At 71.3% G+C, this 13,298-nt stretch carries 14 protein-coding genes; 8 read left to right on the forward strand and 6 right to left on the reverse strand.

The annotated features are described in order from the left end of the window. Positions 1-8 precede the first annotated feature (8 nt). The 3 genes from PV682_RS12020 to PV682_RS12030 all read left to right on the forward strand — a co-directional run bounded on the left by PV682_RS12020 (position 9) and on the right by PV682_RS12030 (position 2,678). On the forward strand, positions 9-581 hold the full coding sequence (locus tag PV682_RS12020; protein ID WP_319727606.1) for a TetR/AcrR family transcriptional regulator: 573 nt from the start codon (positions 9-11) through the stop codon (positions 579-581). Between the two features lie 157 nt (positions 582-738). After that, positions 739-1,917 carry an acyl-CoA dehydrogenase family protein gene (locus PV682_RS12025; RefSeq protein ID WP_319727624.1) on the forward strand — a complete coding sequence of 393 codons (1,179 nt, stop codon included), beginning with the start codon at positions 739-741 and terminating at the stop codon, positions 1,915-1,917. 2 nt (positions 1,918-1,919) lie between these two features. Beyond that, entirely contained in the window at positions 1,920-2,678 is a 759-nt protein-coding gene (locus tag PV682_RS12030) for an SDR family NAD(P)-dependent oxidoreductase (protein WP_319727633.1), read from the forward strand. A 117-nt stretch (positions 2,679-2,795) separates the two neighbouring features. On the opposite strand, the gene PV682_RS12035 is transcribed toward PV682_RS12030, so the two are convergent. Continuing rightward, positions 2,796-3,581: a GntR family transcriptional regulator gene (locus tag PV682_RS12035; RefSeq protein ID WP_319727650.1), complete on the reverse strand. Its 786-nt coding sequence runs from the start codon at positions 3,579-3,581 to the stop codon at positions 2,796-2,798. A 207-nt stretch (positions 3,582-3,788) separates the two neighbouring features. Here PV682_RS12035 and PV682_RS12040 point away from each other — a divergent pair, with 207 nt between their 5' ends. Genes PV682_RS12040 through PV682_RS12055 form a run of 4 tightly spaced genes read left to right on the forward strand, consistent with a single transcriptional unit; the run spans position 3,789 to position 7,297 of the window. After that, a complete protein-coding gene (locus PV682_RS12040) occupies positions 3,789-4,811 on the forward strand; it encodes a sugar ABC transporter substrate-binding protein (protein ID WP_319727657.1) in 1,023 nt (340 codons plus the stop codon). After that, on the forward strand, positions 4,811-5,851 hold the full coding sequence (locus PV682_RS12045; RefSeq protein ID WP_319727673.1) for an ABC transporter permease: 1,041 nt from the start codon (positions 4,811-4,813) through the stop codon (positions 5,849-5,851). Before PV682_RS12040 ends, PV682_RS12045 begins: the two co-directional genes overlap by 1 nt. A 5-nt stretch (positions 5,852-5,856) precedes the next feature. After that, complete coding sequence (locus PV682_RS12050) at positions 5,857-6,729, forward strand: ATP-binding cassette domain-containing protein (RefSeq protein ID WP_319727680.1); 873 nt, start codon at positions 5,857-5,859, stop codon at positions 6,727-6,729. A 28-nt stretch (positions 6,730-6,757) separates the two neighbouring features. Then, positions 6,758-7,297: a GNAT family N-acetyltransferase gene (locus PV682_RS12055; RefSeq protein ID WP_319727689.1), complete on the forward strand. Its 540-nt coding sequence runs from the start codon at positions 6,758-6,760 to the stop codon at positions 7,295-7,297. Positions 7,298-7,302: 5 nt separating this feature from the next. Here PV682_RS12055 and PV682_RS12060 read toward each other — a convergent pair whose 3' ends face one another. The 4 genes from PV682_RS12060 to PV682_RS12075 all read right to left on the reverse strand — a co-directional run bounded on the left by PV682_RS12060 (position 7,303) and on the right by PV682_RS12075 (position 10,853). Beyond that, entirely contained in the window at positions 7,303-7,746 is a 444-nt protein-coding gene (locus tag PV682_RS12060; RefSeq protein WP_319727700.1) for a GNAT family N-acetyltransferase, read from the reverse strand. Positions 7,747-7,870: 124 nt separating this feature from the next. Next, positions 7,871-8,875, reverse strand: a complete 1,005-nt coding sequence (locus tag PV682_RS12065) for a Gfo/Idh/MocA family protein (RefSeq protein ID WP_319727707.1) — start codon at positions 8,873-8,875, stop codon at positions 7,871-7,873. A gap of 48 nt (positions 8,876-8,923) precedes the next feature. Then, positions 8,924-9,691, reverse strand: coding sequence for an SDR family oxidoreductase (locus PV682_RS12070; protein WP_319727714.1), 768 nt, complete (start codon positions 9,689-9,691; stop codon positions 8,924-8,926). A gap of 10 nt (positions 9,692-9,701) precedes the next feature. Next, a complete protein-coding gene (locus PV682_RS12075; protein WP_319727725.1) occupies positions 9,702-10,853 on the reverse strand; it encodes a phytanoyl-CoA dioxygenase family protein in 1,152 nt (383 codons plus the stop codon). Between the two features lie 160 nt (positions 10,854-11,013). On the opposite strand from PV682_RS12075, the gene PV682_RS12080 reads away from it, so the two are divergent. Beyond that, on the forward strand, positions 11,014-12,039 hold the full coding sequence (locus PV682_RS12080) for a LacI family DNA-binding transcriptional regulator (protein ID WP_319727737.1): 1,026 nt from the start codon (positions 11,014-11,016) through the stop codon (positions 12,037-12,039). A gap of 39 nt (positions 12,040-12,078) precedes the next feature. On the opposite strand, the gene PV682_RS12085 is transcribed toward PV682_RS12080, so the two are convergent. Beyond that, positions 12,079-13,248, reverse strand: a complete 1,170-nt coding sequence (locus PV682_RS12085; protein ID WP_407705649.1) for a Gfo/Idh/MocA family protein — start codon at positions 13,246-13,248, stop codon at positions 12,079-12,081. Between the last annotated feature and the right edge of the window lie 50 nt (positions 13,249-13,298).

Genomic DNA, 13,298 nt, shown 5'->3' on the forward strand with positions numbered 1-13,298 from the left:
CTGGGATCATGCCCTCCGCTCGCCGCACCGCCCGCCAGGCGGACCTGCTGGAACGCCTCGTCGCGCTGGTCACGGCGGAGGGGTTCGCCGATCTCACGCTCGACGATCTCGCGGTGCGGCTGCGGTGCTCCAAGACGACCCTGTACCAACTGGCGCGCAGCAAGCAGGGGTTGGTCGTCGAGGCCGTCAAGCACTACTTCCGGGGGGCGGCCGAGGCGGTCGAGAAGCGGGTCGTGCAGACCGCCGACCCCGCCGACCGGGTGCGGGTGTACCTGACGGCCGTCGCCGAGCAACTCCGGCCCCTGTCGCGGCGGTTCGTCGACGACGTCGCCGACTTCCCGCCCGCCCGCGAGGTGTACGAGGCGAACACGCGGTGGGCGTCGGAGCGGGTGCGGCAGCTGATCGCCGACGGGGTCGCGCACGGCGCGTTCAGGGATGTGCACGCCGGGTTCGTCGGGGAGGTGGCGGCGGCGACCATGCGGCAGATCCAGGGGGGCGAGCTGAAGGCGCGTACGGGGCTGTCGGACGCGGAGGCGTACGAGCAGCTCGCTTCGCTGATCGTGCACGCGGTGTCGTCGTAGCCGTCTTCGCGGGCGCGCGTGGGGGCGCGAGGCGTTGGGCGTATTACCTGATCTTTGCCGGAAGGGCTGGAGCACTGTTGCCCTCGGCCCCGCTGGCGTACTCTGAATGATACGCAGGTACTCGTTCCAGTATCGTTTTCGTCCCGGGGAGGCCCTCGTGCCCGCCACTCGCGCCCTGCCCACCGAGGAAGCCCTCGACCTGGTCCGGCTCACGCGGCTGCTCGCCGCGAAGGAGCTGGCGCCGCGTGTCGCCGACGCGGAGGCGGAGGCGGAGTTCCCGAGGGACGTGTTCCGCACGCTCGGCCGCAGCGGGCTGCTCGGGCTGCCGTTCGCCGAGGAGGACGGCGGGGCGGGCCAGCCGTACGAGGTGTACCTCCAGGTCCTCGAAGAGGTCGCCGCCGTCTGGTCGAGCGTCGCCGTCGGGATCTCCGTGCACGCCCTGTCCTGCTTCCCGCTGGCCCGGTTCGGGACGGCCGGGCAGCGCGCCGAGTGGCTGCCGGAGCTGCTCGGCGGGGAGCTGCTGGGCGCGTACTGCCTCTCCGAGCCGCACGCGGGCTCCGACCCGGCGGCGATGCGCACACGCGCGGTGCGCGAGGGCGACGAGTACGTCATCGACGGCGCCAAGGCCTGGACCACGCACGGCGGTTACGCCGATTTCTACACCGTCATGGCGCGCACGTCCGAGGACCGCACGCACGGCATCTCCTGCTTCCTCGTCCCGGCCGGCACCCCGGGGCTGAGCGCCGATCCGCCGGAGCGCAAGATGGGGCTGACCGGTTCCGCGACCGCGACGATGCGGTTCGACGGCGTGCGCGTACCGGTCGCGCGGCGGATCGGGGAGGAGGGGCAGGGGTTGCGGATCGCGCTCGCCTCGCTGGACTGCGGACGCCTCGGGATCGCCGCCGTCGCCACCGGCCTCGCGCAGGGGGCCCTCGACCACGCCGTGCGGTACGCGCGCGAGCGCGAGACGTTCGGCAAGCCCATCATCGAGCACCAGGGGCTCGCGTTCGTCCTCGCGGACATGGGGGCCGCCGTCGAGTCCGCGCGCGCGACGACGCTGGCCGCCGCGCGCCTCAAGGACCAAGGGCTGCCGTTCACCAGCGAGGCGTCCGTCGCCAAGCTCGTCGCCACCGACAACGCGATGAAGGTGACCACCGACGCGGTCCAGGTCCTCGGCGGGTACGGCTACACGCGGGACTTCCCCGTCGAGCGGTACATGCGCGAGGCCAAGGTCATGCAGATCTTCGAAGGAACCAACCAGATCCAGCGCATGGTGATCTCACGTGCGCTCGACCGGAGCGAGGGCGGTGCGCTCACCGTCCTCGGCAAGGAGTGAGAATGCAGCTCGCCGACACCGCCGCGCTCGTCACGGGCGGGGCGTCCGGACTCGGTGCCGCCACCGCGAAGGCGTTCGCCGGGGCCGGGGCGCAGGTGTTCGCCGTCGACCTGAAGCCCGCGATCGACGGAGCGCCCGAGGTGGCCGGGGTGACGTACGTCCCCGCCGACGTCACCGACCCCGAGCAGGTGGCCGCCGCCGTCGCCGCCGCGTCCGGGGCGGGGCTGCCGCTGCGGACCGTCGTCAACTGCGCCGGGATCGGGCCGTCGATGCGGATCCTGGGCAGGAAGGGGGTCCACGATCTCGCGCTGTACGCGAAGGTGATCCAGATCAACTTGGTGGGGACCTTCAACGTGCTCGCGCTCGCCTCCGAGGCCATCGCGCAGACCGAGGCGGACGCCGACGGGCAGCGCGGGGTCATCGTCAACACCGCGTCCATCGCCGCGTACGACGGGCAGGTCGGGCAGGCCGCGTACGCGTCGTCCAAGGGGGGCGTCGTCGGGCTCACCCTGCCCGCCGCCCGGGACCTCGCGCAGTACGGGATCCGGGTGTGCACGATCGCGCCGGGCATCGTCGACACGCCGATGATGGGCACGGTCTCCGAGGAGTTCCGTACGTCGCTCGCGGCCGGGGTGCCGTTCCCGCACCGGTTCGCCTCGCCGGAGGAGTACGCGAAGCTGGCGCGGATGATCGTGGACCACGACTACCTGAACGGGGAGACGATCAGGATGGACGGGGCGTTGAGGATGGCGCCGCGATAGGTCGTGTTGCGGGTGCGGGTGCTTCGTGGCTGGTCGCGCCCGCGCGGCGGTAGCCGCAAATCGATACAGCCCCGCGCCCCTAAAAGACTTGGCGCGTCGCCGTCGTCGGCTGTCCGGCTACGCCCTTACGAGCAGCTGGAAGTCGAAGGCGTACCGGGACGCACGGTAGATGTGCGTCCCGTACTCCACCGCCCGGCCCGTGTCGTCGTACGCCGTGCGCTGCATCGTCAGTAGTGCGGCGCCCGGGGATTCGTCGAGGAGGGTCGCCTCCTCCGGGGTCGCCGCGCGGGCGCCGATCGTCTGGTGGGCGCTGTGGAGGGCGATGCCGGCTGTGCGGAACATGGTGTAGAGGCCGGTGGCTTCGAGGTGGGGGGTGGAGAGGTCGAGGAGGCTTTGGGGGAGGTAGTTGGAGAGGTAGGCCACCGGCTGGCCGTGGGTCGCGCGGAGGCGTTCGATGTGGATGACCTCGCTGCCCTCGGGGACGGCGAGGGCGGCGGCGACGTCGGCGGGGGCCGGGAGGGTCTCGTTGCGGACGACGACGGTGGTGGGGCCCTGGCCCGCCGCGGCGAGGTCGTCGTACAGGCTGCTGAGTTCGAGGGGGCGCTTCACCTGGCTGTGCACGACCTGCGTACCGACGCCTCTGCGGCGCACCAGGAGCCCCTTGTCGACGAGCGACTGGATGGCCTGGCGGACCGTGGGGCGGGAGAGGCCGAGGCGGTTGGAGAGGTCGATCTCGTTGCCGAGGAGGTTGCCGGGGGCGAGCGCGCCGTGCTCGATCGCCGACTCCAGCTGCTGGGCGAGCTGGTAGTACAGCGGGACCGGGCTGCCCCGGTCCAGCGCGAAGTGCACCGCGTCCAGCGCGGAGGCGGACACGGTACGGGCCCGCTCGCCGGTCTTCGGCATGCGAGGCACCTCCTCGGGGGTAGAGATCGGCTCCGGAGTGTGCGTTCCTCAGGTGTAGGTCTCCGCGGTCACCCCTGTCAATGATTTGTTCTTACATTCGGACCTGTTACTGAAATGATGTCTTAACAAACTATTGACACCGGGTTCGGCAAGGGATTTGATCCCGTCCCAACAGCGCAGCGTCCCGCACAGTGAGGTGCCGGAAAGATGGACAGTGCAACGCCAGCCCGCTCCCGCAGAATCGTCCCGCTCGTGGCCCTCGCCGCCGCGGCGGCCCTGACCGTCGCGGGGTGCTCCAGCGGTTCCGGTGGCAAGAAGGCCGAGGAGGACGCCTCGTCCGGCGCCTCCGCCGGCAAGGCCACCACCGCGCGGATGAAGGTCGCCCTCGTCACCCACGCTCCCCCCGGGGACACCTTCTGGGACACCGTCCGCAAGGGCGCCGAGGCCGCGGCCCAGAAGGACAACATCGAGCTGGTCTACTCCCACGACCCGATCGCCGGCAACCAGGCCAACCTGGTCCAGAACGGCATCGACCAGAAGGTCGACGGCATCGCCGTCACGCTGGCCAAGCCCGACGCGCTGAAGACCGTCATCGCCAAGGCGAAGGCCGCCGGGATACCCGTCGTCGGCCTCAACTCCGGCCTCAGCGACTGGAAGAACCTCGGCCTCCTCGAATTCTTCGGGCAGGACGAGTCCGTCGCCGGCGAGGCGTTCGGCAGCCGCCTCAACACCGACGGCGCCAAGCGGGTCGTCTGCGTCGTCCACGAACAGGGCAACGTCGGCCTCACCCAGCGCTGCGACGGCCTCAAGAAGACGTTCAAGGGCACCACCGAGATCCTCAACGTCAACGGCACCGACATGCCGTCCGTCCAGTCGACCATCACCGCCAAGCTCCGCCAGGACAGCGCCGTCGACCACGTCGTCACCCTCGGTGCGCCCTTCGCGCTGGCCGCCGTCAAGTCGGTCTCCGAGGCCGGGTCCAAGGCGAAGGTCGCGACCTTCGACCTCAACAAGGACCTCGTCAAGGCGGTCCAGGCCGGCACCATCGAGTTCGCCGTCGACCAACAGCCCTACCTCCAGGGCTACCTGGCCATCGACGGACTGTGGCTCTACAAGAACAACGGCAACTCCAGCGGCGGCGGCGAGCAGGCCGTGCTGACCGGTCCCGCCTTCGTCGACAAGACCAACGTCGACAAGGTCGCCGAGTACGCGGCGAAGGGGACGCGGTGATGAGCACCGCCCAACTCGCGCCCGTGAAAGACGGCCGCACATCCGAACGCCCGGTTGTCGTACGGGTGCTGGCGCGTCCCGAGGTCGGGGTGTTCCTCGGCGCGGCGGCGGTGTTCGTCTTCTTCCTGATCGCGGCGCCCACGCTGCGTGACGGCGGCTCGATGGCGACGGTCCTCTACCAGTCGTCGACCATCGGGATCATGGCCCTGCCGGTCGCGCTGCTGATGATCGGCGGCGAGTTCGACCTCTCGTCCGGCGTCGCGGTCATCTCCTCCGCGCTCACCGCGTCCATGCTCAGCTACCAGCTCACCATGAACGTGTGGGCCGGTGTGGTCGTCGCGCTGATCGTCTCCCTCGCGGTCGGGTTCTTCAACGGCTGGATGGTCGTGAAGACCGGACTGCCCAGCTTCCTGGTGACCCTGGGGACGTTCCTGATCCTCCAGGGCGTCAACCTCGCGGTGACGAAGCTGGTCACCGACAACGTCGCGACCGACGACATCAGCGACATGGACGGCTTCGACCAGGCCCGCAAGGTCTTCGCGTCGTCCTTCGGCGTCGGCGGCGTCCAGGTGAAGATCACGGTCGTGTGGTGGGTCGTGTTCGCCGCCCTGGCCACCTGGGTGCTGCTGCGCACCAAGTTCGGGAACTGGGTCTTCGCCGTCGGCGGCAACAAGGAGTCCGCCCGCGCCGTCGGCGTACCCGTGAACTTCACGAAGATCACCCTGTTCATGGCCGTCGGGTTCGGCGCCTGGTTCATCGGCATGCACAACCTGTTCTCCTTCAACACCGTGCAGTCCGGTGAGGGCGTCGGGCAGGAGCTGATCTACATCGCGGCGGCCGTCATCGGCGGCTGTCTGCTCACCGGCGGTTCCGGCTCGGCCATCGGCCCGGTCTTCGGCGCCTTCATGTTCGGCATGGTCCAGCAGGGCATCGTCTACGCCGGCTGGAACCCCGACTGGTTCAAGGCGTTCCTCGGCGTCATGCTCCTCGGCGCCGTCCTCATCAACCTGTGGATCCAGCGCACGGCCACCCGGAGGTGACTTCCATGACGACCGAAGGAACACACGGGGCGACCCTCCAGGACACGCCCCCCGGGAACGCCGCGATCGTCGAACTGCGCGGCGCGGGCAAGGCGTACGGCAACATCCGTGCGCTGCACGGGGTCTCCCTCGCCGTGCACCCCGGCAAGGTGACCTGCGTCCTCGGGGACAACGGGGCCGGCAAGTCCACCCTCATCAAGATCATCTCCGGGCTCCACCAGCACACGGAGGGGGAGTTCCTCGTCGACGGGGAGGCGGTGCGGTTCTCGACCCCCCGCGACGCGCTCGCGCGCGGGATCGCCACCGTCTACCAGGACCTCGCCACCGTGCCGCTGATGCCGGTGTGGCGGAACTTCTTCCTCGGGTCCGAGATGACCAAAGGCCCTTGGCCGGTACGGCGGCTGGACATCGAGCGGATGAAGAGGACCGCCGACGAAGAGCTGCGCAACATGGGGATCGTCCTCGACGACCTCGAACAGCCCATCGGTACGCTGTCGGGCGGCCAGCGGCAGTGCGTCGCCATCGCGCGGGCCGTGTACTTCGGGGCCCGGGTGCTGATCCTGGACGAGCCGACCGCCGCGCTCGGGGTCAAGCAGTCCGGCGTGGTGCTCAAGTACATCGCCGCCGCCCGGGACCGGGGGCTCGGGGTCATCTTCATCACCCACAACCCCCACCACGCCTACATGGTCGGCGACCACTTCAGCGTCCTGCGCCTGGGAACCCTGGAGTTGAGCGCCGCACGGAGCGAGGTCAGCCTTGAGGAGCTGACCAACCACATGGCCGGCGGGGCCGAACTCGCCGCGCTCAAGCACGAGTTGGCGCAGGTCCGGGGCGTGGACGTGGACGAGCTGCCGGACAGTGTGGGGGAGAGGTCGTGAGCGCGGCCGGGTGACTTACCCTGCCGCCATGGACAAGATCGTCATACCGCTGGAAGCCGGCTCTCCGCAGCCGGCTTCCGCGTTGTCGCTGCGGCCCTGGCAGCCGTCCGACGCCCCGGCTCTGCTGGCCGCGGCCCAGGACCCCGCCCTGCGCCACTGGACGAGCCTGGCCGTCGACACCGAGGCCGACGCCGAGCGGTGGATCGACGAACAGCGACAGGGGCGGGAGAGCGGCCGGCGCCTCGCCTTCGCCGTCGTGGGGGAGGGGGACGGACTCCTCGGACACGTGGTCCTGAAACGTACGGCGGTCGCGGTCGCCGAAGTCGGCTACTGGACGGCCGCCGAGGCCCGGGGGCGGGGCGTCGCCCCGAACGCCCTGCTGGCCCTCACGGAGTGGGCCTTCTCCCGCTACGGCTCCCTGGAGCGCCTGGAGTTGATCCACCAGCTGGACAACGCGGCGTCCTGCCGGGTCGCGGTCAAATGCGGGTACGGTCTCGAAGCGACGCTGCCCGCGCTGCCGCCGGCGTATCCGCTGGACGGGCATCTGCATGTGCGGGTGCGGAACTGACGGGGTCAGGAGAGCGGGCGCGTGAACACGGCCATGGGCTCGCCGGGGCCGTTGTAGTCCTCGACCACCGCCACCTCGAACCCCAGCGCCCGGTGGAACGCGATCGACCCCGCGTTCCCCGTACGGGTGATCGCCTTCAGTCGCACGGCGCCTCGCGCCCGAGCCGCCTCGCCGAACGCCCCGTACAGCGCCCGCCCCAGCCCCGTCCCCCTCGCGTCGTCCCGCACGGCGACGATGTGCACGTACCCGGTGCCCGTCGGCGTGACGAAGCCGAGCAGGTAGCCGTGGATGCCGTTCGCCGCGCGGGCCACGAGGCAGGTCTCGGGGAACTCCTGGACGAGGGCGCGGAGATGGAGCGCGCGGAGGTCGCGCTCGCCCCAGTAGCGGGGGTGGTCGGCGAGGGCTTCCTGGAGGTCGGTGAGGCGGGCGGGGGTGATGGGGGTGGGCATGGAGTGAGGATGGCAGAGGACGCGGGAGCGTCCAGAGGCGGGGGCGTCCGCAGTCCCGCCGCGTCCCGCGCGGAGGGCGTGCCGTACGACCACCACCCCGTCGTACGGCACCTCGCGTCGCGCCTCAGGCCCCCCGTACCTCCGCGATCGTCACCGGGCGGTGCTCGTGCAGGGACAGCGTGCAGGCGTCCGCGATCCAGCCCGCTTCCAGGGCGTCCTCGATGGTGCAGGGGGAGGGGCGGGTGCCCGCAACGACCTCGGTGAAGGCGGTGAGTTCGGCGCGGTAGGCCGCGGTGAAGCGGTCCATGAAGAAGTCGTGCGGGGTGCCGGCGGGGAAGGTGACGCCGGGTTCCACGGAGCGGAGGGGGAGCTTGTCCTCCAGGCCGACCGCGATGGAGTCGGTGAAGCCGTGGATCTCCATGCGGACGTCGTAACCGCGGCCGTTGTGGCGGGAGTTGGAGACGACGGCGATGGTGCCGTCGTCGAGGGTCAGGACGGCGCCGGTGGTGTCGGCGTCGCCCGCGGCCTTGATGTAGTCGGCGCCCCGGTTGCCGCCGACGGCGTAGACCTCGGTGACCTCGCGGCCGGTCACCCAGCGGATGATGTCGAAGTCGTGGACGGAGCAGTCGCGGAAGATGCCGCCGGACCCGGCGACGTACGCGGCGGGCGGCGGGGCCGGGTCGAGGGTCGTGGAGCGGACCGTGTGCAGGGTGCCGAGTTCACCGGTCTGGACGGCCGCGCGCGCCGCGACGAAACCGGCGTCGAAACGGCGGTTGTAACCGATCTGGATGGGTACGCCGCTGCCCTGGACGGCCTTGAGGACCTCGACCCCCTCGGCCATCGTCTTCGCGACCGGCTTCTCGCAGAAGACGGGGATGCCCGCCTCGACGCCCGCGCGGATCAGCGCCGGGTGCGCGTCGGTCGCGGCGGCCACGACGATGCCGTCCACGCCCGCCGCGAGCAGCGCCTCGGGCGAGTCGACGACCTCCCCGCCGAACTTCTCGGCGGCGGCCTTCGCGGCATCGGCGAACGGGTCGGTGAGGACGAGGGAGTCGACGGCGTCGAGTCCGGAGAGGGTCTCGGCGTGGAAGGCGCCGATGCGGCCGAGGCCGAGGATTCCGATGCGCATGGGGGTGCAGCTCCTAGAGGGGGTGGTGCGAAGAGATGACGAGAAGGTCTAGTCGAGGCCGCCGAGCACGTTCTGGTCCCAGTCGATCACCGAACCGGTCACCACGCCCGACCGGTCGGACAGCAGCAGGACCACGAAGTCGGCGATCTCGTCGGGCTGGCCCAGCTTGCCCATCGGCAGCTTCGCGGACGCCTCCGCGAGCCACCCGTCCTCGGCCCCGTGGAAGGCCCGCTGGGTCGCGTCCTCGCCCTCCGTGGCCGTCCAGCCGATGTTCAGCCCGTTGATACGGACCCGGTCCCACCGGTGCGCGTGCGCGGCGTTGCGGGTGAGCCCGACGAGCCCCGCCTTGGCGGCGACGTACGGCGCGAGGAACGGCTGACCCCCGTGCGCCGACGAGGTGATGATGTTGACGACCGTCCCCGGCTCGCCGCGCGACACCATGTCGGCGACGGCCGCCTGCATCGCGAAGAACGGCCCCTTGAGGTTGACCGCGATGTGCGCGTCGAACAGCTCGGGCGTCGTGTCGAGGAGCGTCCCGCGCGAGGTGAGGCCCGCCGAGTTGACGAGGCAGTCGATACGGCCGTACGTGTCGACGACCGTACGGACCGCCGCCTTCGCCCGGTCGGCGTCCGCGAGGTCGGCGCGGACGTACAGCGCGCCGGACCCCAGCTCGGCCACCAGCGCCTCGCCCACCTCCGGGCGGCGGCCGGTCACCGCGACCCGCGCGCCCTCGCGCACGGCCGCCCGCGCGATCGCCGCCCCCACGCCCTGGCTGCCGCCGTTGACGAGGACGACCTTGTCCTTGAGGAGTGTCATGCCGGTCCTTTCAGCTCTCGCGCCGTACGGCACCGGCGCGCAGCGCGTCGCGCAGGGCACGGGTGGTCCAGCCCTCGGCGAGCGCGCGCCGCACGACGTCGGCCTGCGAGGGCGGGGCCATGCCGTCGACCGGCGGATCGCGGTCGAGGTTGGTGGGGAAGGCGTAGCCCTCGGCGCTCGCGGCGATCACCCGCTCGACCCACGCGGGCTCGCCGGCGTGCTGGAGGAGCGCCGGGTAGACGGCGTTCGCGATCGCCTCCCGGTCGACGGTCTCCATGGCCCGCCCGAACGCCGACGACACCTGGAGGAGGTTCGCAACCCGCCGTACGTCGAGCGTGCGGTTGGTGCCGGCCGCGTGGAACACCGCCGGGTTGAAGAACACCGCGTCCCCCTTGGCCAGCGGCAGCTGGACGTGCCGCTCCTTGAAGTACGCCTGGAACTCCGGCCGGTGCCACGCCAGATACCCGGGGGTGTATCTCTGGGAGTACGGCAGGTACAGCGTCGGCCCCGACTCCACCGGCATGTCGCAGTGCGCGACCGCGCCCTGGAGGGTGAGGACGGCCGACAGGCGGTGGACGTGCTCGGGGTACGCGGCGACCGCCTCGGCCGACAGGAACCCCAGGTGGTAGTCGCGGTGCGCGGTCTGCGCGGCCCCGCCCGGGTTGACGACGTTGACCTGCGAGGTGATCTGGTAGCCGGGCCCCAGCCAGGCGCCGGAGACCAGCGCGACGACGGGGTTGGCGTAGTAGTCGGCGAACGCGGACGGGTCGTACAGGGCCGCCTTCTCCAGCGCGTTCCACACACGCTCGTTGGCGCCCGGCTTCGCGAAGTGGTCGCCCGCGGGGGCCTCCGCCGCGCGCTGCTCGTTGATGAGCGCCTCGAACACCGAGGTCAGCCGGTCGACGACGGCCAGGTCCGGGAAGGCGCGGCGGAACAGGACGACGCCGGGGCCGTCGGTGAACGCGCGCACCAGCTCGGGGCCCTCGGGGAGGTCCTCGCTGTCGTACACGAGGACGTTGCCCTCGACCGCACGCGCGCGCGGGTAGTCGGCCAGGTCGGTGGTGCGCTCGACGAGTGCGCGGAAGGCGTCCAGGTCGCAGTCCTGGTCGGTCAGCCAGGCGGCGGACGCGGGGGCTTCAGGAGCTTCGGAGCTGAAGGACATCCTCGTCCTTTCGGCGCACTTTCGGTGCACAGGAGGGCGACTCGGGACACGTGGTACTGCGGCTCTGTCATTCTTGTCAGCACAAACCCCTCGAACAACCGGCAGCAGGCCATCAAAAACCCCTCAAGAACCGGCGCCGGTGAGGTCTTAGGAGTCAGCTGTGGGCCACCCCTTCCCGATCCGCGAGATCGCCCGTCAGGCGGGGCTCAGCGAGGCCACCGTCGACCGCGTCCTCAACGGCCGCGGCGGCGTGCGCGCCTCCACCGAGCAGGAGGTACGGCGGGCCATCGCCGACCTCGACCGGCAGCGCACGCAGGTCCGGCTGGTCGGGCGGACCTTCATGCTGGACATCGTCATGCAGGCGCCCGAACGGTTCACGACGGCCGTACGCGCCGCCCTGGAGGCCGAACTCCCCGCCCTGCACCCGGCGGTCCTGCGCTCCCGTTTCCACTTCCGTGAGACCGGCCCGGCGCGCGAGACCGTCACCGCCCTGGAGCGCATCGCCCGGCGCGGCTCCCAGGGCGTCATCCTCAAGGCCCCCGACGCGCCCGAGGTCACCGACGCCGTCGGCCGCCTCGTCGACGCGGGCATCCCCGTCGTCACCCTCGTCACCGACCTGCCCGCGAGCGCGCGCCTGGCCTATGTCGGCATCGACAACCGCGCCGCCGGTGCCACGGCCGCCTACCTGATGGGGCAGTGGCTCGGCGAACGGCCCGGGAACGTCCTGACCAGCATCAGCAGCGGGTCGTTCCGCAACGAGGAGGAACGGGAGATGGGGTTCCGGAGCGTGATGCGGGCCCGGCATCCCGCGCGCGTGCTCGTCGAGATCACCGAGGGACAGGGACTGGACGCGACCCAGTACGACCTGGTGCGGGCCGCGCTGGAACGGGACACGGAGATCCGCGCCGTGTACTCCATCGGCGGCGGCAACAACGCGACGCTGCGGGCGTTCGCGGACCTCGGGCGGGAGTGCGCGGTGTTCGTCGCGCACGACCTCGACCAGGACAACACACGGCTGCTGCGGGAGCAGCGGATCTCCGCCGTGCTCCATCACGATCTGCGGCAGGACATGCGGGACGCGTGCCAGACGGTGATGCGCGCGCACGGGGCGCTGCCGCCGGCGGGGGCGGTGCTGCCGTCGGCGATCCAGGTCGTGACGCCGTACAACATGCCGGTCGGGAGGTGAATGGCGTTCCCAAGGGAGCGCCGATTGGCTCTTGTCGGATTATCGACCCATGTCGTCCGGCTCCACGTCCACCCACCCCCGGCTCTCCGCCGACCGCGCCATCGCGTCCAGGACGGCCGCACTGCGCACGGCGTCCGCGAGGGTCGTGCCGTACGCCGTCCCCTCCGCCACCGACCGGAGGAAACGGTACGCCTCGATGACCTTCAGATCGTCGTACCCCATCGCGTTCGCCGCCCCCGGCTGGAACGCCGCGAACTCGCCGTCCCCGGGGCCGACGTACACCGTGCTGACGGGCTGGTCCTGGTACGACGTGCCGACGCTCACGCGCAGCTCGTTCATGCGGCGGAAGTCCCAGAGGACGGCGCCCTTCGTGCCGTGGATCTCGAAGCCGTAGTTGTTCTGCTCCCCGACGGACACCCGGCACGCTTCGAGCACCCCGCGCGCGCCCGAGGCGAAGCGCAGGAGGCAGTTGACGTAGTCCTCGTTCTCGACGGGACCGAGGGCGCCGCCCGAGGCGAGCGCGTGGCCCGACGTCGCGCCCGTGGGACGCGCCCGCTCGGGGACGAACACGGCCGTGTCGGCGGTCAGCGAGACGATGTCGCCCAGCAGGAAGCGCGCCAGGTCGGCGCCGTGCGAGGCGAGGTCGCCCAGCACCCCGCTGCCGCCGCGCTCGCGCTCGTACCGCCAGGTGAGGGCGCCGTCCGGGTGGGCCGCGTAGTCGCTGAAGAGCCGTACGCGCGCGTGGGTGACGTCTCCGAGGCCGCCGGAGGCGATGAGGTCCCGCGCCTTCTCGACGGCCGGGGCGTTGCGGTAGTTGAAACCGACCGTCCCCTGGACGCCCGCCCCGGCCACCGCGTCGGCCACCGCGCGCGCGTCGCGCGAGGTGAGCCCGACCGGCTTCTCGATCCAGATGTGCTTGCCGGCCTGGGCCATCGCCACGCCGATCTCGCGGTGCAGGAAGTTCGGGGCGGTGATGCTCACCGCGTGCACGCGCGGGTCGTCGGCGATGTCCCGCCAGTCCCGGGTGGCCGCGGCGAACCCGTACCGGTCGGCGGCCTCCCGCGCGCGCCCGGGGACCTCCTCGGCGACGGCCACCAGGCGCGGGCGCACGGTCAGGCCGGGGAAGTGGTGCGGCACGCGCGCGTACGCCTGTGTGTGGACGCGGCCCATCCAGCCGAATCCGATGACGGCGATACCCAGGTCGGTCACGGCAACCCCTTTGTTTGGACCGGTCCACAGACTGTCCGGGCCACCTTGGA

It is taken from the genome of Streptomyces niveiscabiei (assembly GCF_033794345.1).
Taxonomy (GTDB): Bacteria; Actinomycetota; Actinomycetes; order Streptomycetales; family Streptomycetaceae; genus Streptomyces; species Streptomyces niveiscabiei.

Excerpts from the sequence above, each read along its gene's own strand:
- PV682_RS12030 (WP_319727633.1), top strand. The coding sequence starts at position 1,920 with ATGCAGCTCGCCGACACCGCCGCGCTCGTCACGGGCGGGGCGTCCGGA.
- PV682_RS12050 (WP_319727680.1), top strand. The coding sequence starts at position 5,857 with ATGACGACCGAAGGAACACACGGGGCGACCCTCCAGGACACGCCCCCC.
- PV682_RS12075 (WP_319727725.1), bottom strand. The coding sequence starts at position 10,853 with ATGTCCTTCAGCTCCGAAGCTCCTGAAGCCCCCGCGTCCGCCGCCTGG.
- PV682_RS12040 (WP_319727657.1), top strand. The coding sequence starts at position 3,789 with ATGGACAGTGCAACGCCAGCCCGCTCCCGCAGAATCGTCCCGCTCGTG.
- PV682_RS12060 (WP_319727700.1), bottom strand. The coding sequence starts at position 7,746 with ATGCCCACCCCCATCACCCCCGCCCGCCTCACCGACCTCCAGGAAGCC.
- PV682_RS12065 (WP_319727707.1), bottom strand. The coding sequence starts at position 8,875 with ATGCGCATCGGAATCCTCGGCCTCGGCCGCATCGGCGCCTTCCACGCC.
- PV682_RS12045 (WP_319727673.1), top strand. The coding sequence starts at position 4,811 with ATGAGCACCGCCCAACTCGCGCCCGTGAAAGACGGCCGCACATCCGAA.
- PV682_RS12070 (WP_319727714.1), bottom strand. The coding sequence starts at position 9,691 with ATGACACTCCTCAAGGACAAGGTCGTCCTCGTCAACGGCGGCAGCCAG.
- PV682_RS12035 (WP_319727650.1), bottom strand. The coding sequence starts at position 3,581 with ATGCCGAAGACCGGCGAGCGGGCCCGTACCGTGTCCGCCTCCGCGCTG.
- PV682_RS12055 (WP_319727689.1), top strand. The coding sequence starts at position 6,758 with ATGGACAAGATCGTCATACCGCTGGAAGCCGGCTCTCCGCAGCCGGCT.
- PV682_RS12020 (WP_319727606.1), top strand. The coding sequence starts at position 9 with ATGCCCTCCGCTCGCCGCACCGCCCGCCAGGCGGACCTGCTGGAACGC.